We start from the raw sequence: 22,601 nt of genomic DNA, 5'->3' as shown, positions 1-22,601 counted from the left end.
GTACTCTGCGGTACGCCCGGACTCCCCACGAAGAGGTGCGAAGCCTGTGACTGTGATTCCCCGTACCCGAAGGGCCGCACTGGTGAGCGCGATCTGCACCCTCGTGGCGAGCGGGGTGGGTCTCACCGGCTGCAGCGAGGATCCCGACGAAGGCACCAACGGTGTCGGCAAGCTGCCGCCCGCGAAGATCCAGAGCAGGACGAAGGCGGCGGCCGACGGCGCGGACACGGTCCGGCTGTCCGGTTCCGTGGTGAGCAACGGCCGTACGTACAAGCTGGACATGCGCCTGAAGGAGGACGGCGGCTCGGGCTCGGTGACATCGGAGGGGGCGACCTTCCGGCTGCTGAAGGTCGGGGACAAGCTGTTCCTGAAGGCCGACGCGGACTTCTGGAAGCACGAGGAGTCCGGCAACCACACGAACGACTCGGAGACGGCCGCCGCGGACAAGCTGGACGGCATGTATGTGAAGGTGCCGACCGACGACCCGGTCTACAAGCGGTTCAGCGGCTTCACCGACAAGGACGTCCTCCTCGACGGTCTGCTCACCCTGCACGGCGCCCTGTCCACCGACGGCCACCACGAGCAGTCCGGCACCCGCACGATCCGCATCACCGGCGACAAGGGCTCAGGCGGCACCCTGGACGTCTCCCTGGAGGGCTCCCCGTTCCCCCTGCGCCTGGTCCGCGCGGGCGACGCGGGAACCATCCTGCTCTCCGACTGGGGCAAGGACTTCACCTTGCAGGAGCCGGACGAGAAGTCGGTCGTGGACTACGGCCAGCAGTTGCCGACGTCGTAGAACTTCGTGGCTGTCAGCCCCGCTTGCGTCGCTTCAGGAGCAACCGGGGCAGCCCCGCCGGGATCGGCTCACGCGTGGTCGCCGGGGTCGGCAGGGGCACCGCGGCCAGGTCGCCGTCGGGCAACGGCAGCGTCGACCCCGCAGGCTCCAGGCGGAGCACCCGGCACTCACGCGCCCAGCGCTCCGGCATCGCCTCGCCGTCGGGCGCGTTCAGCCGCTTGCCCTTGAGCTCGGCCACCGCCGCCTCCCACTCGGGGGAGCGCGCCTCCAGCTCCACGACCGTCGCGTCCCAGGCGACCAGCCGACCGCCCTTGTCCTTGCTGCGGACGGTGACCACGGCCGAGCCTCCGTCGACCAGCCCCGGCAGCGGCTGCTCGCCCGGCCCGTCGCCGACCACGCACGCCGCGCCCTCGTGCCAGACGTGCCACAGCGCACGCGAGGGCACCCCGTGCCCCTGGGTGTGCAGCGTCGGCTCGCCGCCGCCCCGCACCCAGATGAGCCCGGACTTCTTGGTGGCCTCCTCGACGAGGGCCCGGTCGAGCAGCTGTTCCGTCATGGCGCCAGCCTAGCCGGGCCCCTCAGAGCCACCCATTGCGCTTGAGCGTGCGGTGGATGCCCAGGCAGAGGGCGATGGTGACGCCCAGGACCACCGGGTACCCGAACTTCCACTGCGTCTCCGGCATGTACTTGAAGTTCATGCCGTACACGCCGCACACCATCGTCGGTACGGCGATGATGGCCGCCCAGGACGTGATCTTCCGCATGTCCTCGTTCTGTGCGACGGAGGCCTGCGCCAGGTTCGCCTGGAGGATCGAGTTGAGGAGTTCGTCGAAGCCGACGACCTGCTCCTGGACCCGGGCGAGGTGGTCGGCCACGTCACGGAAGTACTTCTGGATGTCCGGGTCGACCAGCCGCATCGGCCGCTCGCTCAGCAGCTGCATGGGCCGCACCAGCGGCAGTACCGCGCGCTTGAACTCCAGGACCTCACGCTTGAGTTGGTAGATCCGGCCGGCGTCCGTGCCGCGCGGCGTGCCCTTGCGGCCCGGCGAGAACACCTCCGTCTCCACCTCGTCGATGTCGTCCTGCACCGCGTCCGCGACCGCCACATATCCGTCGACGACGTGGTCGGCGATGGCGTGCAGCACGGCCGAGGGGCCCTTGGAGAGCAACTCCGGGTCGTCCTGCAGTCGGTGACGCAGTGCCCGCAGCGAGCCCTGGCCGCCGTGCCGGACGGTGATGAAGAAGTCCCGCCCGGTGAAGCACATGACCTCGCCGGACTCGACCACCTCGCTGGTGGCGGTCAGTTCGTCGTGCTCCACGTAGTGGATGGTCTTGAAGACCGTGAAGAGGGTGTCGTCGTACCGCTCCAGCTTGGGGCGCTGGTGCGCGTGCACCGCGTCCTCCACGGCCAGCGGGTGCAGCCCGAACTCGGCCGCGATACCGGAGAATTCGGCCTCCGACGGCTCGTGCAGACCGATCCACACGAACCCGCCGTCGCGGCGCACCTGACGGATCGCCTCGTGCGGGGTGAGGTTCCGCTCGGCTGTGACGCGCACGCCGTCGCGGTAGACGGCGCAGTCCACGACGGCCGTGGTCGCCTCCGCCGGACGCGTCGTGTCGTACACGCCCCCGTCCTTGCGCAGCGACAGGCGCGAGGGTCGGGAGGGACGGACCACGGCACGGAGGTTGTGGATCATCGACATGGGCAGGCTCCTTCGCAACGAAAGGCCGCCGACGACGGTTGGAACTACCCGGAATGGGGACGTTTTGACTGCGGATGTTTGGCACGTCCACAAAGCGGGGAGCACCGCACCGTCGCGGTGACAGCTTCGCTTGATTTCGGATCAGCGGTGCGTGACCAGTGACTTCTGATCGGTGATCGCTGATCGGCGATTCAGATCAAGACGGGAAAGAAATGCTCTTCCGTTGCGCGACGGCCGACGAGCGGCACGACGCGAGTGAGGGTGGCAGCCAGCAGAGCGAGAACTACGGCTACAGCGAGTGCTACGGAACTCGGTGGTCGGAAGAGCGGGTGGTACTGCACGGTCGACTTCGGTCCATCGCAGCCCCACCTCCTCCGGCCGGTCCCTCGTAAGGGACGTTCCATACCCCAGCAGGGGTTCCCCGTAGGGGAGATTCAGTCTCAACGCGTCGAGGCCCTAGGGCTTGCGAAGCCTTGAGAGCGACGCTGTCGCGTGCTGCTCTACTTGTTGCCTCGACCGGCGGTCAAGACTAGCAGCCGGGTGAAGTGTCAAGGCGCCGGATTGCCGGTTCCTGACGAGTTCTATGCTCGGCCCATGGCTGATGTTCTTCCGTTGGTGGAGGCCCGTTTGCGCACCGCGCTGGGCGAACCGGACGCGCGCGCCGCGGTCACCTTCCTCGGCACGGACCGTATCGAGGTCCTCCGTTTCACCGACGGCGACGTCGTCCGCTACGCCACGCTCGGCATGTCCGCCCAGCCGATGGCCGACCCCGCCGCGGTGCTCGCCGATCCCGTCAAGGGGCCGCGCGCCGAGCTGGTCCTGTCCGTGCGCGGCGGGGTCGCCGACACCGACAAGGTGCTCCGCCCGCTCGCCGTGCTCGCTGCGTCACCGCAGGTCGAGGGTGTGGTCGTGGCCCCCGGTGCCTCCCTCGACGTGGGCGGGCCGCTGTGGCCCGGCGCCCCCTTCACCTCGGTCCTCGTCGCCGAGTCCGGCGGGCTGGTGGAGGACCTGGAACTGGACGCCCCCGCCGACCCCGTACGTTTCCTGCCCCTCCTCCCGATGACCCCCAACGAGGCCGCCTGGAAGCGCGTCCACGGCGCCCAGGCCCTCCAGGAGCGCTGGCTCACCGGCGGGACGGATCTGCGCGACCCGCTCCGCAGGTCGGTGTCCCTCGACTGACCCGGTCGGGCCGATCGAGTCGTCTCGCCACGGCCCATGTGACCGAAGGCACGCCCGGCGTGGCCTGTGGGTGACCCGCAGGTGGCTGAAAATCGCCGCTTCCCTTGGTCGTGCGGGCAGTTGATCCCGGTGGTTGATGCCAGTGGACGGATCACTCCCGACGCGCGCGGTGCATGAACGGTCCATAAGCGGAACGTGACGCGCACACGCCGGACGGGTGATCGTCCTTGACGCGAGGAAGCACGGGGAGGACCGTTGAGCCCTATGAGGGGCGAACCCAGTTGCCCGAAGTGTGGTGGCCGGGTCAGGGCTCCCGGACTCTTTGCCGACTCCTGGCAGTGTGATGTGCATGGGACGGTGCATCCGCTGCAGCCCGTGATCCCGCCCAGCGTCGAGGCCCTCAGTGTCGTGGTGCATCGCGCCAAGGTGCCCGTGTGGATGCCGTGGCCGCTGCCCGTGGGGTGGCTGTTCACGGGCGCGGCCTTCGCCGGGGACGACCGCAGCGGTGGCCGCGCCACCGCCGTGGCCTGCTCCGGCCCGGGGCCGCTCGGTGGGATGGGCGAGCTCCTGCTCATCGCCGAGGAGCTCGGCGTCGGTCTCGGCGCGCGGTACGCCGGTGTCGACGGCCCCGACCCCGGGCCGTATCTGAGCGTCGAGAAACCACCCCAGGCCAAGGTCCTGGCCGCCGGCCGCCCGACGCCTCTGTGGCACCTCTCCGGCACACCCGACGACCGTGCGGTGTTCGCCGGGGAAGCGCTCGGGATGTGGCTGTGGGCGATCGTCTGGCCCGAGCAGACGGGGTTGCTGATGTACGACGAGCTGGTGCTGACGGATCTGCGGGACGCCGGGGCGGAGGTGGAGTTGCTGCCTTGTGGGGCGCTTTCGCCGCGGATCCTGGAACCGTAGGGCGCCCTGGTGGCTCGAAGGTTCGGCTGGTTCGGCGGCTTGCGGGTGCCAGGTGGCTTGTCGTGCCCACGCGGCGGAACCGCAAATCGATACAGCACCGCGCCCCTGACCATGTAGGGGGCGCTCGGGGGTTTCGGGTGTGACCGAAGTGGGTCGGAAGCGCGCTACTCTTGAGCGTCCGCTTCTGTTCCGTCACCCGTCTGGAGTCCGCGTCGTGCGTGTCGATCTGCACTGCCACTCCACGGCGTCCGACGGTACGGACACCCCGGCCGGGCTGATGTGCAATGCCGCCGCGGCCGGGCTGGACGTCGTCGCGCTGACCGACCACGACACGACCCGGGGGTACGGCGAGGCGATCGCCGCGCTGCCCGAGGGGCTCACGCTGGTCACCGGCGCCGAGCTGTCCTGTCGGTTGGACGGCATCAGCATGCACATGCTGGCCTACCTCTTCGACCCCGAGGAGCCCGCCCTGCTCGCCGAGCGCGAGCTGGTCAGGGACGACCGGGTGCCGCGCGCCCGGGGCATGATCGCCAAGCTGAACGAGCTGGGTGTGCCCGTCACCTGGGAGCAGGTGGCGCGGATCGCCGGTGAGGGTTCCGTGGGCCGGCCGCACGTGGCCACCGCCCTCGTCGAACTGGGCGTCGTACCGACCGTGGGCGACGCCTTCACCGAGCGGTGGCTCGCCGACGGAGGCCGGGCCTACGTCCCGAAGCACGAGACCGACCCCTTCGAGGCCATCCGGCTGGTCAAGGGCGCGGGCGGCGTCACCGTCTTCGCCCACCCGGCCGCCGTCAAACGGGGCCGGACCGTCCCGGAGTCCGCGATCGCCGAGCTGGCCGCCGCCGGGCTCGACGGCATCGAGGTCGACCACATGGACCACGATCCGGCCACCCGGGCACGGCTGCGGGGCCTGGCGAAGGAGCTGGGGCTGCTCGCCACCGGGTCCTCGGACTACCACGGCAGCCGCAAGACCTGCGCACTCGGCGAGTACACCACCGACCCCGAGGTGTACGGCGAGATCACGCGACGGGCCACCGGCGCGTTCCCCGTCCCGGGGACCGGCGGGAACTAGCTCGCCCTTTTTTGTCGTACGGCACCCGGCTGCTGCCGGCTGTGCCCACCCGTTCCGTCATGCGGAACGACTGCCCGCAGAGTGAGACGGACACGTCGGCCTGTGGGTTGCCCACTCTGACGTACCTCTCTCCGCAAGGCACCCCTGTGTTCGATGTCGCCGTCTTCGGCTCGCTCTTTCTCACCCTCTTCGTGATCATGGACCCGCCCGGGATCACCCCGATCTTCCTGGGTCTCACTGCCGGCCGTCCGGCCCGTACGCAGAAGCGGATGGCGTTCCAGGCCGTCTGCGTGGCCGGCGGTGTGATCGCCGTCTTCGGGCTCCTCGGCCACCAGATCCTCGACTACCTGCATGTTTCCGTGCCCGCCCTGATGATCGCGGGTGGGCTGCTGCTTCTGCTCATCGCGCTCGACCTGCTGACCGGCAAGACGGACGAGCCGACGCAGACCAAGGACGTGAACGTCGCGCTGGTGCCGCTCGGTATGCCGCTGCTCGCCGGGCCCGGTGCGATCGTGTCGGTGATCCTGGCGGTCCAGAAGGCGGACAGCATGGCCACTCAGGTGTCGGTGTGGGTGGCGATCCTCGCGATCCATGTCGTGCTGTGGCTCACGATGCGGTACTCGCTGCTCATCATCCGGCTCATCAAGGACGGCGGAGTGGTGCTCGTGACACGGCTCGCCGGGATGATGCTCTCCGCGATCGCCGTGCAGCAGATCATCAACGGCATCACCCAGGTCGTTCAGGGGGCCTGACGCTTGCGGGGACACGCAGAGCCCCGTACGGCATCGGTGCCGTACGGGGCTCTGAAGTGTGAACGGGTCCGCTGTTATGAGGCGGACACGTCGGCCGGGCGGATCCAGAGGCGCTGTCCGATGGCGGCGGCCTGCTGCACGATCCGGTTGACGGAGGCGGCGTCAACGACGGTGCTGTCCACGGGCGTGCCGTTGACATCGTCGAGTCGCATGATTTCGAAGCGCATGGCTTCTCCCTTCGTCTGGTCATCCTCCGATGAGGACTACTGGTGTTTCATGAGTAGTCAACGGGTTGAGTGTTACGAACATTCCCTACGCTAAGGAAATTTTTCGAGAAGCTAATTACCTCCCGGTAAGTGGTATCGCGGGCGCATCATGGAAGACTGACCGGGACCGGTTGTGTTCGCAGCGTGACCGCCGGGACAATGGACGCATATGAATGACGACCTAGCGGCGCTCGGCGCCCGCATCGACCGTACGAACGAGCTGCTCCAGCGCATGCTCGCCGAGGTGGCGAAGACGCCCTCGACGCATGCGATCTTCGTGGACGCCGGATATCTGTACGCGGCCGTGGGGCGGCTCGTCGCCGGGACGGAGGACCGGCGGTCGTTCGACCTCGATGCGGAGGGGCTCATCGAGGCGCTGATCGACAGGGCGCGCACGATCTTCGCGGACAGCCGGCTGCTGCGCGTGTACTGGTACGACGGGGCGCGGCGTCGCATCCACACGGCGGAGCAGCAGGCGATCGCCGAACTGCCGGACGTGAAGGTCCGCCTCGGCAATCTGAACGCCAACAACCAGCAGAAGGGCGTCGACTCCCTCATCCGCACCGATCTGGAGTCGCTGGCCCGGCATCGCGCGATCAGCGACGCGGCCCTGATCGGCGGCGACGAGGACCTGGTGTCGGCGGTCGAGGCCGCGCAGGGCTACGGGGCACGGGTCCATCTGTGGGGCATCGAGGCACCCGAGGGGCGCAACCAGGCCGAGCCGCTGCTCTGGGAGGTCGACAGTCAGCGGACCTTCGACCTCGACTTCTTCAAGCCGTATGTGTCACGCCGGGCCGCCGTCACATACGAGGCCTCGGCGGGTGCCCGGCCCACGCGCGAGGAGGTTCGTTTCGTGGGCGCGCAGATCGCCGCGAAGTGGCTGGCGTCGCGGGGCCGGGAGGCGCTGGGGGAACTGCTGCAGGGGCATCCGTACCTGCCCGGCTCGGTGGACCAGGACCTGCTCGTCGAGGCGGAGGGGCTGTTGCAGTACTCGATGCGCGGGCAGGCGGATCTGCGGCGGGCGTTGCGGGACGGGTTCTGGGAGCATCTGCGGGCGCAGTTCTAGGGCCTGTCGTCACATTCCCGTCGTCCGCCCGAAGGACGGGCCGCCCGGTGGAGTGGGGGCACCTCCCGCTCGAGCGGAGCCGAGAGTGCGTGCATGGCGTCGCGCGGCAGACGGAAATGTGACGACAGACCCTAGCGGCCGTCCCGCACGCCGTTCCTGCTGTCCACGCCGTCCCAGAAGGCGATGAGGGCCTGTGCCGTCGCCTCCGGCTGGTCCGTGTTGGGTGAGTGGTCGGCCTCGCGGACCACCGTGCGGTGGGCGCGCAGTCGTACGGCCATGTCGTCGAGGACGGAGACCGGCCAGGTGTCGTCGTGGTCGCCGGACAGGACGTGGCAGGGCAGGCCGACGGCGGCCAGTTCGGCGATGCGGTCGGGTTCGGCGCAGAGCTGGCGGCCGGTGGCGATCAGCTGGGCCGGGCTGGTGGCGAGCCAGCGGCGGCGGAGGTCGGCGCTGTCGTCCAGGCCCTCGTCGAGGGCGCCAGTCGCGGTCTCCTCCGGGGGTTCCAGGGCCTGGATGGCTTCCCACACCTCTTCCATGCCCATGACGGTGAGGGCGTCGCGCAGCAACTTCACGCGCTCCTGCTGGGAGGGCGAGATCTGGGCGGGGCCCGAGGACATGAGGGTCAGGGAGGCGAAGGGGGAGGCGTCGCGGAGTACGGCGATGCGGGAGATCTGGCCGCCGAGGGAGTGGCCGAGGAGGTGGAGTGGGCCGCCGCCCTCGCTCACGGCGTGGGCCTGGGCGAGGAGGTCCAGGGCCAACTCGTCCTGGGCGTAGGCCGATTCGTCGTCCCTCGGGCCCGGGGACTCGTACTGTCCGCGGCCGTCCACGGCGATCGTGCGGTAGCCGGCGGCGGCGAGCGGTACGTGGAGGGCGATGAAGTCCTCCTTGCTGCCGGTGAAGCCGGGGATGAGCAGAGCGGTTCCCTTCACCGCCGCGCCCGCCTCGATCACGGCGAACTCGCCGCGCGGGGTGTGGAGGCGGTGGGCGCGGGCGCCGGGGGGTGGGGTGAAGGTGGGCGGACGGCTCATGGGGGGAGGGTATCGGGCGGGTGCGGTTGGTTGGCGGGCGCGGGTTGTGTTGGGTTGTTCGCGCGGTTCCCCGCGTCCCTGAGGGGGTGCGGGGAACCGCGCGACAAGCCCCCAGCGACCCGCGGGCGACAACTCACCCCGGGCTCCACGAACGCCGAAGGCCCGGCCCCCATCGGAATGGGGAACCGGGCCTTCGCAGGCTGAATCAGCCCTCCGTCGACTCCGCGGCAACCGTCGCCTTACGCGTCCGCCGCCTGGGCTTCGGCGCCTCGGTATCCTCACCGGTGACCTCGACCACGGCGGTGGCCTTACGCGTCCGCCGAGGCTTGCTCACGGTCTCCTCGGTTGCCTGCGCCGGAACCACGGCCTCGGTGGCCTTCCGCGTACGGCGGCGCGGCGCGGCCGGAGCCTCGGCCGGCTCGGCGACCACGGCGTCCGGGGCCTCGACCACGGCCTCGGCGGCCTTGCGGGTGCGCCGACGGGGCTTGGCCTCGACCTCGTCCACGACGGCCTCGGCGGTGACCTCGGCCTCGACGGCCTTGCGGGTGCGGCGGCGGGGCTTGGCCGGTGCGGCTTCCTCCACGGTCTCGACCGGGAGGGGGGCTTCGACCGTCTCCACGACGGCTTCGGCGGCCTTGCGGGTGCGGCGGCGCGGCGCGGCCGGAGCCTCGGCCGGCTCGGCGACCACGGCGTCCGGGGCCTCGACCACGGCCTCGGCGGCCTTGCGGGTGCGCCGACGGGGCTTGGCCTCGACCTCGTCCACGACGGCCTCGGCGGTGACCTCGGCCTCGACGGCCTTGCGGGTGCGGCGGCGGGGCTTGGCCGGTGCGGCTTCCTCCACGGTCTCGACCGGGAGGGGGGCTTCGACCGTCTCCACGACGGTCTCGGCGGCCTTGCGGGTGCGGCGGCGCGGCTGCGTCGCCGGGGCCTCCTCCACCGGCTCTGCGGGGAGGGTGGCTTCGACCGTCTCCACGACGGCCTCGGCGGCCTTGCGGGTGCGCCGACGACGCGGCTTGGCCGGGGCCTCCTCCGACGCCGACGAGTCCACGGGCGGGGTGGCGCTCTCCACCGTGTCGGCCACGGCCTCGGCGGCAGCCTCCCCTGCCGCTCCGGCGCGCGTACGGCGACGGCGACGCGGGGTGCGGGGCTCGGCGGAGTCGGTCGGCGCGGGCGTACCCGACACCTCGGACGTCTCCGACGCTTCCGTTGCCTCCGTGGCACCGGGCGTCGTCGCGTCGATCAGCGAGCCGTTGCGCGTGCGGCGGCGACGGCGGGGCGTGCGCGCCGGGCGCTCGCGCTCGGCGGACGGCGCGGACGCCGCGGACGGGGCCGACGAGCGGCCGCCACGACCGCGCGGGCCACGGCCGCCCGGCTCACCGAGGTCCTCCAGCTCCTCCGCGTCCAGACCCGCGCGGGTCCGCTCGGAGCGCGGCAGGACACCCTTCGTGCCCTCGGGGATGCTGAGGTCGGAGTACAGGTGCGGGGACGTGGAGTACGTCTCCGGCGGGTCGTTGAAGTTCAGCTCCAGCGCCTTGTTGATCAGCTGCCAGCGCGGGATGTCGTCCCAGTCGACGAGGGTGATCGCGATGCCCTTGTTGCCCGCGCGGCCCGTACGGCCGATGCGGTGCAGGTACGTCTTCTCCTCTTCCGGCGACTGGTAGTTGATGACGTGCGTGACGCCTTCGACGTCGATGCCGCGCGCGGCCACGTCGGTGCAGACGAGCACGTCCACCTTGCCGTTGCGGAAGGCGCGCAGCGCCTGCTCGCGGGCGCCCTGGCCGAGGTCGCCGTGGACCGCGCCGGAGGCGAAGCCACGCTGCTTGAGCTGGTCGGCGAGGTCGGCCGCGGTGCGCTTCGTGCGGCAGAAGACCATGGCCAGTCCCCGGCCGTCGGCCTGCAGTATGCGCGCGACCATCTCGGGCTTGTCCATGTTGTGCGCGCGGTAGACGTACTGCGAGGTGTTCGCGACCGTCGCGCCCTCGTCGTCCGGCGCCGTGGCGCGGATGTGCGTGGGCTGCGACATGTACCGGCGGGCGAGGCCGATGACCGCGCCCGGCATGGTCGCCGAGAACAGCATCGTCTGGCGGCGGGCCGGCAGCATGTTGATGATCTTCTCGACGTCGGGCAGGAAGCCCAGGTCGAGCATCTCGTCGGCCTCGTCGAGGACCAGGCACTTGACGTTCTTCAGGTTGAGCTTCTTCTGGCCCGCGAGGTCGAGCAGGCGGCCCGGGGTGCCGACGACCACGTCGACGCCCTTCTTCAGGGCCTCGACCTGGGGCTCGTAGGCGCGGCCGCCGTAGATCGCCGACACGCGGACGTTGCGGACCTTGCCGGCCGTCAGCAGGTCGTTGGTGACCTGGGTGCACAGCTCGCGCGTGGGGACCACGATGAGGGCCTGCGGGGAGTCGACGAGGTCCTCGGGCTTGGAGCGGCCGGCCTCGACGTCGGCGGGGACGACGACGCGCTCGAGGAGCGGGAGGCCGAAGCCGAGCGTCTTGCCGGTGCCGGTCTTGGCCTGGCCGATGACATCGGTGCCGGTGAGGGCGACCGGGAGCGTCATCTCCTGGATGGGGAAGGGGGTGATGATGCCGACGGCCTCCAGGGCCTCGGCCGTCTCGGGAAAGATTCCGAGATCTCGAAACGTCGTAGTCAGGGTGCTGCCTCTTCTGTGTGCGCGGTGCGAGGCGAGCGCGGGGGTCGTGTCGTCCGACCGTGCCAGGGGGACGTCGGCCGCCCTCACGGGCGGGCCGTGTGGCACGGGACCACTGCCGACGCTCTAGCGCTCATACCGCTGAGGGGGTCCCTCCGGACGCCGTACGCAGAGTGCCGTACGGAAAAGGAGGGCTGTCGGGTCGGAGCCGATCGGGCCACCGACCGGGCATCCTCATGCGTGCGGCCTGTCGAGATACAGTCGAGACACGTCGACGTACCAGCAGGCGCATTACCACCATACCCCGGAATCGCGCATATGCGATGGCCGATTTGGTCACGTAGTCGTCGTCACACTGAATGACCAGGCCCTTCAACGGGCGGGGAGCGGGCTATTGTGCGCTTCATGACGACGTCTGACAAGCCTGACAACACGGCCGACACCGCCGAGGCCACCGGGATCGCCGCCCAGGACTGGGAGACGGCCGCCGCCGACCCGCAGTACCGCGCCGCGGTAGTGGATCTGCTCGGGGCGCTGGCGTACGGGGAACTGGCGGCGTTCGAGCGGCTCGCGGAGGACGCGAAGCTGGCGCCGACCCTTCTGGACAAGGCGGAGTTGGCGAAGATGGCGGCGGCAGAGTTCCACCACTTCGAGAGGCTGCGCGACCGGCTGGCCGGGATCGGCGAGGAGCCGACGCGCGCCATGGAGCCCTTCGTCGCCGCGCTCGACGGCTTCCACAAGCAGACCGCGCCCTCGGACTGGCTGGAGGGCCTCGTCAAGGCCTACGTCGGCGACTCGATCGCCAGCGACTTCTACCGTGAGGTCGCCAACCACCTCGACTCCGACACCCGCGGCCTCGTGCTCGCCGTCCTCGACGACACCGGGCACGCCGGGTTCGCCGTGGAGAAGGTGCGCGCGGCGATCGACGAGGACCCGCGTGTGGGCGGGCGACTCGCGCTGTGGGCGCGGCGACTGATGGGCGAGGCGCTGTCGCAGTCGCAGCGGGTCGTCGCCGACCGCGATGCGCTGTCCACCATGCTGGTGGGCGGGGTCGCCGACGGGTTCGATCTGGCCGAGGTGGGGCGGATGTTCTCGCGGATCACCGAGGCGCACACCAAGCGGATGGCTGCGCTGGGCCTCGCGGCCTGAGCTGGGGCGCCTCATCGCCGTTGGGGGCCTGGGTTGTCGGGCGCCTGCGAGTTGTTCGTGGCTGTCGCGCCCACGCGGCGGAGCCGCACATGTCACAGTCCCGCGCCCCTCAAGGGGCGCGGCCCCTCTTACGCCGGCGCCGAGCTGCTGTGGAGTCTTTTGGTCGGCCTCAGCAGCAGGGACACGGACGCCGCAGCGAAGACCAGGGCGCCGACGAGGATCACGAGGGCGTTGCCCGAGCCCAGGGCGGTGGCGGTGAGGAAGGCGCCGAAGAGGGCGCCGGCGATGCCGGTGGGCAGGACCAGGGCCCGGGGCGGCAGGCGGTGCGGCAGCCTCACGGCGGCCACCCATGCCAGCGCGAGGCCGAGAACGGCGGAGCCGAGCGCTTCCAAGAACATGATCGGGTTTCCTCCCGCACGGCCATGGCCTGGGCAAATCGGTCGTAGCCGGTCCTACCCGCCCGTGGCGGAACGCAATCCTCCTCTATGGGGGAGTTGTGCTCCATCCGTGCTGAAGTAAGAAGACATGAGAGAGGGGCCCGGTGGGTGAAATCACCGGGCCCCTCTCTCGTGTCTGTCGACTACAGCGCGCTGAAGCCCACCTTGCGGACGGTCGGCTCACCGATGTCCACGTACGCGAGACGGTCGGCCGGGATCAGGACCTTGCGACCATGCTCGTCCGAGAGGCTCAGCAGCGGCGACTTTCCGGCCAGCGCTTCTGCCACGGCCCGCTCGACCTCCTCGGCACTCTGACCGCTCTCCAGAACGATCTCGCGGGGCGCGTGCTGCACGCCGATCTTGACCTCCACGGCTATGTCCCTCCGACGGTCAGTGAAGTGCGCGACCTATCCGCGCCGTACCCAGCACACATTAGCCCGGTGAGGGGACGTACACGCTCCGCTCAAGAACGCCAAGAGCGAACAGTGGGCGGGAACAGAGCCCCCGCCACGGGACGGTCGATGGATCGTGAACAGTGGATCGCGGGTCCGTCAGTCCCGCTGCTCGATGCCGTGCAGCGGGAAGCCCGCGATGCCGCGCCAGGCCAGCGAGGCCAGCAGTTGGACGGCCTGCTCGCGCGGGACGCTGCGGTCGCTGTGCAGCCAGGAACGCGCGACCACCTGGGACAGGCCGCCCAGACCCGAGGCGAGGAGCATCGACTCCGCGCGCGACAGGCCGGTGTCCTCAACGATGACCTCGCAGATCGCCTCGGCGCACTCGTTCGTGACCTTGTCGACGCGCTCGCGCACGGCGGGCTCGTTCGTCAGGTCCGACTCGAAGACCAGCCGGAAGGCGCCGCCCTCGTCCTCGACGTACCCGAAGTACGCGTCCATCGTGGCCCGCACGCGCTGCTTGTTGTCGGTCGTCGACGCGAGCGCCCCGCGTACGGCCTGGATCAGGGCCTCGCAGTGCTGGTCCAGCAGGGCCAGGTAGAGATCCAGCTTGCCCGGGAAGTGCTGGTAGAGCACCGGCTTGCTGACGCCGGCGCGCTCGGCGATGTCGTCCATGGCGGCCGAGTGGTAGCCCTGGGCCACGAAAACTTCCTGGGCGGCGCCCAGCAGCTGGTTCCGTCGGGCTCGGCGCGGCAGGCGTGTGCCCCGCGGGCGCGCCGCCTCTGTCTGCTCGATGGCTGTCACGCCGCCTCCCAAAATCGTCCACATGCGGTGTGCGCCGCGCCGCCATCGTACTTTTCGGTAACCCCGGTGTGCGCGGTGCGAGCGCAGAATTTCACGGACCGGACAGCGGGGAAAGTGCCGCGTAGCACGTCAAACGGGGGCAGGCCGGGCAGAAGGAAGCCCTTGCTCGTCACCGATGGTCGCTCTTCGAGGCTCTCCGCGTCACCTGTAGTCATCCTCGTCGAGGGAGACGACACGGGCCTGTTCGGCGAGGTCGGCCTCGTTGGCGGAGTCACGGTCGGTGCCGGTCAGCGGGTCGTCACGGTCCTCGGTGATGTCGGTGTGCTGCTCGGCGGCGTCGACCTCGGGGGCCTCGAAGTCGATCTCTTCGGCGGTTTCCTCGACCTCGAACGTGTCGGGATCGGTCGGGTCAACGGCCATCGTGGTTTCCCCTTCCGTGCGGGTGCCCGGGTACGGGTGCCCTGTGGTCGAGCCTAGGAGACCGGGGATCGTGGCGCTATGCGATCCGGCGGTGACCTGGCCCCGGCGGGGAGCCGCTGTGGTGGTCGGGAGGATGTCGCGGAGTTTTGTTGGCGCCACGTCAGGTCTGTGACGGCGAACACACGAACCACGGTGTGATCGTCTCGTAACATTGCCCGCATGTCCTCGACCGAGCTGCCGTCCGTGCTGACCGCCACCGCGTCGCCGAAGGCGAGTGCCGTGCGGGTCGCGCCCGGGGAGCGGCTGCGGTCGGTCCGGCTGCCGGGGATCACGCTGTCGATCCGGTCGAGACCGCCGGCCAGGGAGGGGCTGCCGCCCGCCCTGTACGTGCACGGCCTGGGCGGTTCCTCGCAGAACTGGTCGGAGCTGATGCCGCTCCTCGACGACCTCGTGGACGGCGAGGCGGTCGATCTGCCGGGCTTCGGCGACTCGCCTCCGCCGGACGACGGCAACTACTCGGTGACCGCGCACGCCCGCGCGGTCATCCGCTATCTCGACGCGTCCGGACGCGGCCCCGTGCACCTCTTCGGGAACTCCCTCGGCGGCGCCGTCGCGACCCGTGTCGCGGCCCTGCACCCCGACCTCGTCCGTACGCTGACCCTCGTCTCGCCCGCGCTGCCGGAGATCCGCGTGCAGCGGACGGCGGTGCCGACGGGGATGCTCGCGCTGCCGGGCATGACCGCGCTCCTCACCCGCTTCACCAGGGACTGGACGGCCGAGCAGCGCGTACGGGGCGTCACGGCGCTGTGCTACGGCGACCCCGGCCGCGTCACCGACGAGGCCTTCCGCAACGCGGTCGAGGAGATGGAGCGGCGGCTTCAACTGCCGTACATGTGGGACGCGTTGACGAGGTCCGCCCGAGGGCTCGTGGACGCGTACACCCTCGGCGGCCAGCACTCGCTCTGGCGCCAGGCCGAGCGCGTCCTCGCCCCGACCCTCCTCGTCTACGGCCGCCGTGACCAACTCGTCGGCTACCGCATGGCCCAGCGCGCCGCCCGTGCCTTCCGCGACTCCAGGCTTGTCTGCCTGCCGGACGCGGGACATGTGGCGATGATGGAGTACCCCGAGACGGTCGCCGCGGCGTTCCGCGAACTGCTGGCAGATGTGGCGGCGGCGAGGGGCTCGGCCGGCGGCTTGGCCGGCGTGGTGCCGTTGGGCGAGGGCGACTTGGCCGACGCGCGATCGGTGGCCGAGAGTGTCGCGGTCGTGGACGGCGGTCCGGAGACCGGGCCGGCCGATGCGATCGGCGTGGTCGTCGACGGCGGCGCCGTCGATAGGGGATCCTCGGGTGACGAGTCCGCCTCGGGCGGGTCCACTACGGGCGCCTCCGGCGCGGGGAGCTGAGGCGCGGCGTGGGACGGCACAGCCGCAAGGGGCGGGCGCCGAAAGGCGACACAACCGAAAAACAGGCGGCCCAGGCGGGCACCGAGCCACCCTCCGGCAACCGCGGTACGCCTCGGTCGCCGGGGACCCCAGGGGCACCAGGACCGACGGGTCCGTCGACGCCGGGCCCGGGCGGGCTGCCGCTCCGTGGGACGCCCCGCACACCGGACGGCACGCCAACACAAGGAATACCCCAATTTTCCGCCGGCACCCCTGCGCATGGGGTGCCGCGTTTCGCGGACGGCACCCCCGCGCACGGCTTCCCTCGGCTGCCCGACGGCACTCCGGTGCGTGGGACGCCGCGTCCTCCCGACGGCACGTCTGTACAGGGGTTTCCCCGGCTGCCGGACGGTACGCCCTCACGTGGGGGGCCGCGCATGTACGACGGGGCGCCGGCCCACGGGTCGCCCCGGTTCACCGGGGGTGCGCCCGGGCAGGGGGCGCCTCGATTCGGTGACGGTTCGCCCGCGCAAGGTGCCCCGCGTCCTCCCGACGGCACCCCTGCGCGTGGGGTGCCGCGTTTCGCCGACGGGACGCCCGCGCACGGCGTCCCCCGTCTGCCCGACGGCACGCCCGCCTCAGGTACTCCCCGGGTGCGGGGTGGTCACCCCCAGCAGCGCGAAGCCGGTGGTGGCTGGGGACAAGCGGGCGGTGACTCACGGCCGACGGAGGCCGGGCACGGTGTGCGGCACGCGCCTCCCGGGGGCCCTCGCGGTGTGCCCGGAGGTGCTGGTGGTGGGCTCGACGGAGGCCCCCAGGGTCTGCACCCCGGTGGCCCGCAGGCCCCGTACGCCCACCCTCACGGCGGTCCCGCCGGGCAGCGCGGGCCCCGTGTTCCCGCCCCTAGGTCGGAGCGAGGGGCCGTAGCCGCCGGTGGTCCGCGGCAGGCGTATCTCGATGCCTTCGAGGAGGTCGACGACGTCTTCGTGCCTGGTCGAAGGCACCGGCTCGGGGCCACTGGCGTGGCCGATTCCGGCATCACCGCCGAGGTCGATGTCGAGGACGCCGTGCGTGCCGACGGGCTCGGCGCCAAGGAGACCCCCAAGGGCGGCAAGGGCAGGGCTTTCACCGGGATCGCCGCCGCCGCGGTCACCACCGTGCTCGCCGTCATCGTGGGCGGGCATGTCGTCGACGGGCGGGACGACTCCGCCGCGCAGGCGCGGTCCGCCGACACCGCCGAGCGTGATGTGCGCGACGACAGCGCCTCGCGCGGCGACAGCCGGCCCACCCCGTCCGGCGCGCCGAGCCCGAGCGCCACCCCGCTGACGTACGCCGAGAAGATGGCCAAGAAGTACATGCTCGACGCCGATCTCAAGGGGAACGGCAAGTTCGCGGTGGTCGCGGGCTTCGACAAGGCGCCGGGTGCGGGGCGGAAGTACCGCTACCGGATCGACGTCGAGGAGGGGCTCGGGCTCGACGGGGAGCTGTTCGCCGCGGCCGTGCACAAGACGCTGAACGACGACCGGAGTTGGGCCCACAACGGCGGCCGTACCTTCGAGCGGATCTCCTCCGGGCAGCCCGACTTCGTGATCACGCTGGCCAGCCCGGGCACCACCGCCTTCTGGTGCCGCAAGTCGGGCCTCGACACGACCGAGGACAACGTCTCCTGCAACTCTGCCGCCACCGAACGCGTGATGATCAACGCCTATCGCTGGGCGCAGGGATCGAAGACATACGGCGACCGGATGTACGCCTACCGGCAGATGCTGATCAACCACGAGATCGGCCACCGCATCGGCTACCCCCATGTGACCTGCGACAAGGACGGCGACCTCGCGCCCGTCATGCAGCAGCAGACCAAGTTCCTCGATCATGGCGGCATTCACTGCAGGGCCAACCCCTGGCCGTACCCCGGTAGTTGACGGGTAGTCGTCCACGTCGAACGTCCCAGTTGCCTCATAGGTCACATGGGCGCCAGGGCGAAAGTTCGTTTCCGGACGCGACCTGTTCGCCCGACTTGTCCGGAGGGAAGCTCGAGGGCGGGCTCGGATGAGGGCGCGGAGTCCGGGTTCGGAGACGTCGTTCTGGAGGCAGATGGTGTTCCAGGACCCCGTCTCCTCGCTCGGCCCGCGCCGCAGGGTGGGCGAGTCGATCGCCGACCCGCTGCGGGCGCGCGGCGAGCGGGACGCCGTACACATCCGGGGGTGCGTGAGCGAACTGCTGGAGCGCGTGGGGCTCGAACCGGCCCACTACGACCGCTGTCCGCACGAGTTCAGCGGCGGACAGCGCCAACGCGTGGGCATCACGCGGGCGCTCTCCGCCGAGCCGCGCGCCATCGTGTGCGACGAGCCGGTCTCCGCGCTGGACGTGACCACTCAGGCTCAAGTGGTCGCCCTGCTGGGCGAGTTGCAACGCCAACTCGGGCCCGCGCTGGTCTTCGTGGCACACGGCCTCGCCGTCGTACGACAGGTCAGCGACCACGTGGCCGTGATGCGGCGCGGCCGGCTCGTCGAGTACGGGCCCGCCGAGCAGGTGTACGCGTCACCACAGGACCCTTGCGCCAAGCAGCTGTTGGCCGCCGTACCCGCACTGGACCCGACGGTCGCGGCCCGCCGCCGCGCGGTCCGTCTGCAACTGGCCTCGACGGGCTGACGGTTGCCGTGGTCCGGCCGTGGGCTGGGTCCGATGGCCACCATGTCGATCTGACGCGGCGTGACCGCTTGATCCCCTAGCGCGACAAAACGCGACCCGCTCGGGAAAGTTACGGGCGTTCACCCCTTTTGGTGGCGCGACGGACAACCGTCCGTCGCGCCACCGCCTTGTTCGCATACGTTCGTCCCGCTGCGAGCCGCCGGGTGAACGGCGGCTCCCCAAACGGGAGATCGGGGGTGCACGCGTGCGTATCGGACTGCTGACGGAGGGTGGCTATCCGTATGTGAGCGGTGACGCCAGGCTCTGGTGCGACCGACTCGTGCGTGGGCTCGAGCGACACGAGGTCGACATCTACGCGCTCAGCCGCAGTGAGCGGCAGGAGGACGAGGGCTGGATCCCGCTGCCGCCGCAGGTGAGCCGGGTACGGACGGCACCGCTGTGGACGGTCGAGGACGACGGGGTCGTGTACGGGCGCCGTGCGCGACGGCGCTTCGCGGACGCGTACGGCGAGTTGGCGGCGGCGGTGTGCTCGACCGGCGGTGCCGGGGGCATCGGCGGCATCGGGGGACTGGGAGTCGCGGGGGCTTCCGGGGCTCCGGGGAGCGCCTCCGGGAGTGCTGTCGGGGGTGCTGTCGGGGGTGCTGTCGCGGGTGCCTCCGGTGTTGAGGCGGACCGTTTCGGCAGTGCGCTCTACGGGCTTGCCGAACTCGCCCGTGACGAGGGCGGACTGGTCGGCGCGCTGCGCTCCGAGGTAGCTGTGCGGGCGCTGGAGCGCGCCTGTCGTGCGCCCGGCGCGCTGAGTGCGGCACGCGAGGCGCGCGTACTGGATCTGCTGACCGTCGCTGGACACCTCGAACACGCCCTGCGCCCCCTCTCACTCGACTGGTACGAGGACGACGGGCTCGGCTCGGTCGACCTGTGCCACGCCGCGGCGGGTGGCTCGGCCGCACTGCCCGGGCTGCTGGCCCACCACTTCCACGGAGTGCCGCTGCTGGTCACCGAGTACGGCGTGCCGCTGCGCGCGCACTACCTCGGCGCCACCGGGGACGCGCCGGTGCGCGCCCTGCTCGCGGCCTTCCACCGGCAGCTGACCGCAGAGGTGTACCGACAGGCCGTCTGTCTCACCCCCGGCAACACTCACGCCCGGCGCTGGCAGGAGCGCTGTGGCGCCGACCGCGCCAAAATCCGTACGGTCTACCCCGGCATGGACGCGACCCGCTTCGCGGAGGTGGGCGAGTCGCCGGAGTGCGCGGATCCGCACACGCTGGTGTGGGTCGGCCGCATCGAACCCGCCAAGGACCTGATCTCCCTGCTGCACGCCTTCACGGAGATCCGCAAGACCGAGCCGAAGGCGCGGCTCAGGATCGTCGGGGCCGCGGCGGGAGCCGAGGGCGCCGCGTACCTCGGCCACTGCAAGGCCCTGGCCGCCCAGCTCTTCCCCGACGAGGCGGAGGGGGTGCACGCGGTCGGCGACAACCCCGTCTCCTTCGAGGAGATCGGCGGGCCGGCCGTCCCCGACCTGGCGGAGGCGTACGCCTCGGGTGCCGTGGTCGTGCTGTCGAGCGTCGTCGAGGGTTTCCCCGTCAGCCTGGTCGAGGCCATGTTCTGTGCCCGACCGACGGTCTCCACGGACGTGGGCGCGGTCGTGGAGGTCATCGGCGGTACGGGGCTCGTTGTCCCGCCGCGCAATCCGCGGGCGCTCGCGGAGGCGTGCGTGGCGCTGCTGAGCGAGCCCGAGCGCCGTGCGCGCCTCGGCGCGGCCGCCCGCGCACGCGCCCTCGAACTCTTCACCGTGGAGCAGAACGTCGCGGCATTTCGTGGCATCTACCTGGAGATCGTCTCTCACGCCCCGGTCCGGAGGGGCGTTGTGGACGACACCGGCGGACCCCTGCCGTTCGGCGTGCCGGCCGAGGCCCGTGTACCCGGGCGATGGGCCGAGGCCCGGCAGGCCGGAGGGGGTGGCGGAATCGCTGGGGGAGTGGGGGTTTCCGGGGGTGTCGGCGTCGCGGGGGTCGCCGGGGTTGCCGGGCTGGTCGGGAAGCGGCCGCGGTGGGCTGCCGCCGATCCCGTACGGGCCTCGGCGCCGGTACGGGCCACGGCGGGGCCGCCGCCGGCGCCGAGCGGGAGGCCGATGCCTGCGGGCGAACCTGTGCCGGCCGGGGAGGGGGTTCGATGAGCGAGCGGAGACTGAGCGAGCGGCGGTTGAGCGAGCCGGGCGATCTCGGGCGGCCGCAGGCGTCCAGCAGCCTTGACGTCGGCCGGGACGCGTGGCCCGAGGGGCGGCTCCCGGAAAGCGGGGCGGCGCTCGCCGTACGGGGCAGCGCGGAGGCTGCTGCGTGGAGCGTCGCCGAGGAGGCCGAACGAAGCCGCGCGGCCGACGTCGGGCGAGGGGAGCCGGCGGTTGCCGTTCGCCGGGGTGACGCGGGACTTGTGGGGTGTGGTGAGGCAGGGCTTGTGGAGCCTGGCGAGGCTGACCTCGTACGGCGTGGCGAGGTCGACCTCGTGCAGCGTGGTGACGCGGACCTCGCGCTGCGAGACGCGGACCTCGCTCGGCATGGCGCGGCGGTCGCCGGGCAAGGTGACGCACAGTCGCCCGCTGGGGCCGGGGCCGGGGCTGGGGCTGGGGCTGGGGCCGAGGTAGAGGTAGAGGTAGAGGTAGAGGCCGGGATCGGAGTCGGGCCCGTCGAGCCTGGGCTGAGCGATCCGCCCCGAGAGCGGGACGCGGAAGCCCCCCGCCAGGCCGAACTCCCGCTCCGCGCGCCGCTCGGCCGCACGGCCATCGCTTCCCGATCCACCGCCTCCCGACCCACCGACTCCCCACCCACCACCCCCCGACGCGGCGCCGCAGACCCGGTGAAGGCGCTGATGCACCGGCATCGGGAGCTCTGCGAGCGGGCCGTCGACCCGTTGGAGATCGCCGCCGGACTCGAGGCGCACGGCGTCACCGACCGCACCGCTGCCCGCTTCCGGCACCGGGACGTGTTCTCGCTCGCCGAGGAGATGTACGCGCGTGTGCCCCGCGACGCGGACCCGCCACAGGAGCGCGAGCCGACGGCCGCTGGGCCCGGCGCACGCGGCGGATGGGCCGTGCTCGCCCTGCTGCCGGGAGCCCTGTGCGCTGCGGCCGTGGCCGGAGTACGTTTCACCGACGGCCAACCCCGCCTCGTCGTCGCGACGGTGGGCGCCCTCGCGGTCGCGCTCGGTCTGCGCGTGGCCCTCCGCCGGGGCCCGTTGCACGCCCCGTCCGGCACGACCAGCGGCACGCGCGTCTGGACGTTATGGCTCATCGCGTACGCCTTCCTCGGCGACGGCCTGCTGCGCGCAGGCCTCGACGGCGGCCCCGACGACCTCTGGCCCCTCGCCACCGCGCCCGTCCTGGCCCTCGCCCTGGCCTGCGCCCCCGCCACCTGGTGCGCTCACCTCCTCTCCGTACGCGCCCGGCGCAAGCTCGCCGCCAGCCGAGGCCTCGCCGACTTCGCCGACTCCGTCAAACCCCTGCTCGTCGGTGTGTTCGGCCTCTATCTGTGCGCTCTGGCCGCACTTCTCGCTCTGTGCGGCGCGCTCCTGGACGAGCCCGCCGCGTACGCCGGCGCGGGCGCCCTCGGCACACTCCTCCTACTCGCGCGCCTCCTCGCCGCGCACGGCTTCACCCACGCACCGGCCGTCGTCCTCTGCACGGCGGGCCTCACCGAGGCGCTCGCACCGGCCACGGTCTTCGCGAGCCGTCTGCCCGGCTGCGCCTTCCTGAACGCCCCCGTCCGTGCCCTCGTCGACGCCTGGGGCCCCGGCGCCGTCCCTGCCCTGGTCTGCGGCACAGCCGCCCTGCTCCTCCTCGTCCACGCGACCCGCACCCTGACCCGGGCCTCGGCCCACGCCGCCCCCTCCGGAGCGACCTGAACCCCGTCCGACATCCGGCCGACCGGCCCGGACACCGACACCCGGCCCG

The 22,601-nt window shown here is 71.5% G+C and carries 20 protein-coding genes and 1 pseudogene; 12 read left to right on the top strand and 9 right to left on the bottom strand.

What is annotated here, in order from left to right:
• Window positions 1-46: 46 nt before the first annotated feature.
• Entirely contained in the window at window positions 47-796 is a 750-nt protein-coding gene (locus tag SGFS_RS21745) for a hypothetical protein (RefSeq protein ID WP_286252601.1), read from the top strand.
• Between the two features lie 13 nt (window positions 797-809).
• Here SGFS_RS21745 and SGFS_RS21740 read toward each other — a convergent pair whose 3' ends face one another.
• Together SGFS_RS21740 and SGFS_RS21735 are read right to left on the bottom strand one after the other, a co-directional pair.
• A complete protein-coding gene (locus SGFS_RS21740; protein WP_286252599.1) occupies window positions 810-1,352 on the bottom strand; it encodes a hypothetical protein in 543 nt (180 codons plus the stop codon).
• Between the two features lie 22 nt (window positions 1,353-1,374).
• On the bottom strand, window positions 1,375-2,499 hold the full coding sequence (locus tag SGFS_RS21735; RefSeq protein WP_286252597.1) for a magnesium and cobalt transport protein CorA: 1,125 nt from the start codon (window positions 2,497-2,499) through the stop codon (window positions 1,375-1,377).
• A 594-nt stretch (window positions 2,500-3,093) separates the two neighbouring features.
• Here SGFS_RS21735 and SGFS_RS21730 point away from each other — a divergent pair.
• From SGFS_RS21730 to SGFS_RS21715, 4 genes are all read left to right on the top strand, one after another.
• Window positions 3,094-3,678, top strand: a complete 585-nt coding sequence (locus tag SGFS_RS21730; RefSeq protein WP_286252595.1) for a suppressor of fused domain protein — start codon at window positions 3,094-3,096, stop codon at window positions 3,676-3,678.
• 264 nt (window positions 3,679-3,942) lie between these two features.
• Window positions 3,943-4,584: a DUF6758 family protein gene (locus SGFS_RS21725; protein WP_286252594.1), complete on the top strand. Its 642-nt coding sequence runs from the start codon at window positions 3,943-3,945 to the stop codon at window positions 4,582-4,584.
• Window positions 4,585-4,798: 214 nt separating this feature from the next.
• Window positions 4,799-5,656 carry a PHP domain-containing protein gene (locus SGFS_RS21720; RefSeq protein WP_286252593.1) on the top strand — a complete coding sequence of 286 codons (858 nt, stop codon included), beginning with the start codon at window positions 4,799-4,801 and terminating at the stop codon, window positions 5,654-5,656.
• Between the two features lie 146 nt (window positions 5,657-5,802).
• On the top strand, window positions 5,803-6,408 hold the full coding sequence (locus tag SGFS_RS21715) for a MarC family protein (protein WP_286252592.1): 606 nt from the start codon (window positions 5,803-5,805) through the stop codon (window positions 6,406-6,408).
• Between the two features lie 74 nt (window positions 6,409-6,482).
• On the opposite strand, the gene SGFS_RS21710 is transcribed toward SGFS_RS21715, so the two are convergent.
• Window positions 6,483-6,635 carry a hypothetical protein gene (locus tag SGFS_RS21710; protein ID WP_286252591.1) on the bottom strand — a complete coding sequence of 51 codons (153 nt, stop codon included), beginning with the start codon at window positions 6,633-6,635 and terminating at the stop codon, window positions 6,483-6,485.
• A gap of 208 nt (window positions 6,636-6,843) precedes the next feature.
• On the opposite strand from SGFS_RS21710, the gene SGFS_RS21705 reads away from it, so the two are divergent.
• Window positions 6,844-7,740, top strand: a complete 897-nt coding sequence (locus SGFS_RS21705) for an NYN domain-containing protein (RefSeq protein WP_286252589.1) — start codon at window positions 6,844-6,846, stop codon at window positions 7,738-7,740.
• A gap of 131 nt (window positions 7,741-7,871) precedes the next feature.
• On the opposite strand, the gene SGFS_RS21700 is transcribed toward SGFS_RS21705, so the two are convergent.
• Both SGFS_RS21700 and SGFS_RS21695 read right to left on the bottom strand, forming a co-directional pair.
• Window positions 7,872-8,768 carry an alpha/beta fold hydrolase gene (locus SGFS_RS21700; RefSeq protein WP_286252588.1) on the bottom strand — a complete coding sequence of 299 codons (897 nt, stop codon included), beginning with the start codon at window positions 8,766-8,768 and terminating at the stop codon, window positions 7,872-7,874.
• Window positions 8,769-8,973: 205 nt separating this feature from the next.
• Window positions 8,974-11,508 (bottom strand): DEAD/DEAH box helicase, encoded by a 2,535-nt coding sequence (locus SGFS_RS21695; protein WP_286252587.1) that lies wholly within the window; start codon window positions 11,506-11,508, stop codon window positions 8,974-8,976.
• Window positions 11,509-11,814: 306 nt separating this feature from the next.
• Here SGFS_RS21695 and SGFS_RS21690 point away from each other — a divergent pair, with 306 nt between their 5' ends.
• Window positions 11,815-12,567 carry a ferritin-like fold-containing protein gene (locus SGFS_RS21690; RefSeq protein ID WP_286252586.1) on the top strand — a complete coding sequence of 251 codons (753 nt, stop codon included), beginning with the start codon at window positions 11,815-11,817 and terminating at the stop codon, window positions 12,565-12,567.
• A gap of 128 nt (window positions 12,568-12,695) precedes the next feature.
• Here the strand turns inward: SGFS_RS21690 and SGFS_RS21685 are convergent, their stop codons facing one another.
• From SGFS_RS21685 to SGFS_RS21670, 4 genes are all read right to left on the bottom strand, one after another.
• Complete coding sequence (locus SGFS_RS21685) at window positions 12,696-12,965, bottom strand: hypothetical protein (protein ID WP_286252584.1); 270 nt, start codon at window positions 12,963-12,965, stop codon at window positions 12,696-12,698.
• Between the two features lie 182 nt (window positions 12,966-13,147).
• Entirely contained in the window at window positions 13,148-13,375 is a 228-nt protein-coding gene (locus SGFS_RS21680) for a DUF3107 domain-containing protein (RefSeq protein WP_286252582.1), read from the bottom strand.
• Window positions 13,376-13,555: 180 nt separating this feature from the next.
• Complete coding sequence (locus SGFS_RS21675) at window positions 13,556-14,200, bottom strand: TetR/AcrR family transcriptional regulator (protein WP_286252580.1); 645 nt, start codon at window positions 14,198-14,200, stop codon at window positions 13,556-13,558.
• Between the two features lie 201 nt (window positions 14,201-14,401).
• Window positions 14,402-14,620, bottom strand: coding sequence for a hypothetical protein (locus tag SGFS_RS21670; RefSeq protein WP_286252578.1), 219 nt, complete (start codon window positions 14,618-14,620; stop codon window positions 14,402-14,404).
• 219 nt (window positions 14,621-14,839) lie between these two features.
• On the opposite strand from SGFS_RS21670, the gene SGFS_RS21665 reads away from it, so the two are divergent.
• The 5 genes and pseudogenes from SGFS_RS21665 (at window position 14,840) to SGFS_RS51845 (ending at window position 22,552) form a co-directional block, all read left to right on the top strand.
• Window positions 14,840-16,024 (top strand): alpha/beta fold hydrolase, encoded by a 1,185-nt coding sequence (locus SGFS_RS21665; RefSeq protein WP_286252576.1) that lies wholly within the window; start codon window positions 14,840-14,842, stop codon window positions 16,022-16,024.
• Between the two features lie 416 nt (window positions 16,025-16,440).
• Window positions 16,441-17,925, top strand: a complete 1,485-nt coding sequence (locus SGFS_RS21660) for a DUF3152 domain-containing protein (protein WP_286252574.1) — start codon at window positions 16,441-16,443, stop codon at window positions 17,923-17,925.
• A gap of 169 nt (window positions 17,926-18,094) precedes the next feature.
• Window positions 18,095-18,655: pseudogene (locus SGFS_RS21655) on the top strand (ATP-binding cassette domain-containing protein); the annotation flags it as partial.
• Between the two features lie 244 nt (window positions 18,656-18,899).
• Window positions 18,900-20,831, top strand: a complete 1,932-nt coding sequence (locus SGFS_RS21650) for a glycosyltransferase (protein WP_286252573.1) — start codon at window positions 18,900-18,902, stop codon at window positions 20,829-20,831.
• A complete protein-coding gene (locus SGFS_RS51845) occupies window positions 20,828-22,552 on the top strand; it encodes a hypothetical protein (RefSeq protein ID WP_434027731.1) in 1,725 nt (574 codons plus the stop codon). Before SGFS_RS21650 ends, SGFS_RS51845 begins: the two co-directional genes overlap by 4 nt.
• Window positions 22,553-22,601 lie beyond the last annotated feature (49 nt).

This window comes from Streptomyces graminofaciens (assembly GCF_030294945.1).
GTDB classification, from domain to species: domain Bacteria; phylum Actinomycetota; class Actinomycetes; order Streptomycetales; family Streptomycetaceae; genus Streptomyces; species Streptomyces graminofaciens.
This window is presented reverse-complemented; position numbering and strand designations above follow the sequence as displayed.

What these genes read in the sequence shown, in the direction of transcription:
- SGFS_RS21740 (WP_286252599.1), bottom strand. Translation starts at nt 1,352, where the DNA reads ATGACGGAACAGCTGCTCGACCGGGCCCTCGTCGAGGAGGCCACCAAG.
- SGFS_RS21735 (WP_286252597.1), bottom strand. Translation starts at nt 2,499, where the DNA reads ATGTCGATGATCCACAACCTCCGTGCCGTGGTCCGTCCCTCCCGACCC.
- SGFS_RS21730 (WP_286252595.1), top strand. Translation starts at nt 3,094, where the DNA reads ATGGCTGATGTTCTTCCGTTGGTGGAGGCCCGTTTGCGCACCGCGCTG.
- SGFS_RS21725 (WP_286252594.1), top strand. Translation starts at nt 3,943, where the DNA reads ATGAGGGGCGAACCCAGTTGCCCGAAGTGTGGTGGCCGGGTCAGGGCT.
- SGFS_RS21710 (WP_286252591.1), bottom strand. Translation starts at nt 6,635, where the DNA reads ATGCGCTTCGAAATCATGCGACTCGACGATGTCAACGGCACGCCCGTG.
- SGFS_RS21705 (WP_286252589.1), top strand. Translation starts at nt 6,844, where the DNA reads ATGAATGACGACCTAGCGGCGCTCGGCGCCCGCATCGACCGTACGAAC.
- SGFS_RS21700 (WP_286252588.1), bottom strand. Translation starts at nt 8,768, where the DNA reads ATGAGCCGTCCGCCCACCTTCACCCCACCCCCCGGCGCCCGCGCCCAC.
- SGFS_RS21685 (WP_286252584.1), bottom strand. Translation starts at nt 12,965, where the DNA reads ATGTTCTTGGAAGCGCTCGGCTCCGCCGTTCTCGGCCTCGCGCTGGCA.
- SGFS_RS21670 (WP_286252578.1), bottom strand. Translation starts at nt 14,620, where the DNA reads ATGGCCGTTGACCCGACCGATCCCGACACGTTCGAGGTCGAGGAAACC.
- SGFS_RS21665 (WP_286252576.1), top strand. Translation starts at nt 14,840, where the DNA reads ATGTCCTCGACCGAGCTGCCGTCCGTGCTGACCGCCACCGCGTCGCCG.
- SGFS_RS21660 (WP_286252574.1), top strand. Translation starts at nt 16,441, where the DNA reads ATGTACGACGGGGCGCCGGCCCACGGGTCGCCCCGGTTCACCGGGGGT.
- SGFS_RS51845 (WP_434027731.1), top strand. Translation starts at nt 20,828, where the DNA reads ATGAGCGAGCGGAGACTGAGCGAGCGGCGGTTGAGCGAGCCGGGCGAT.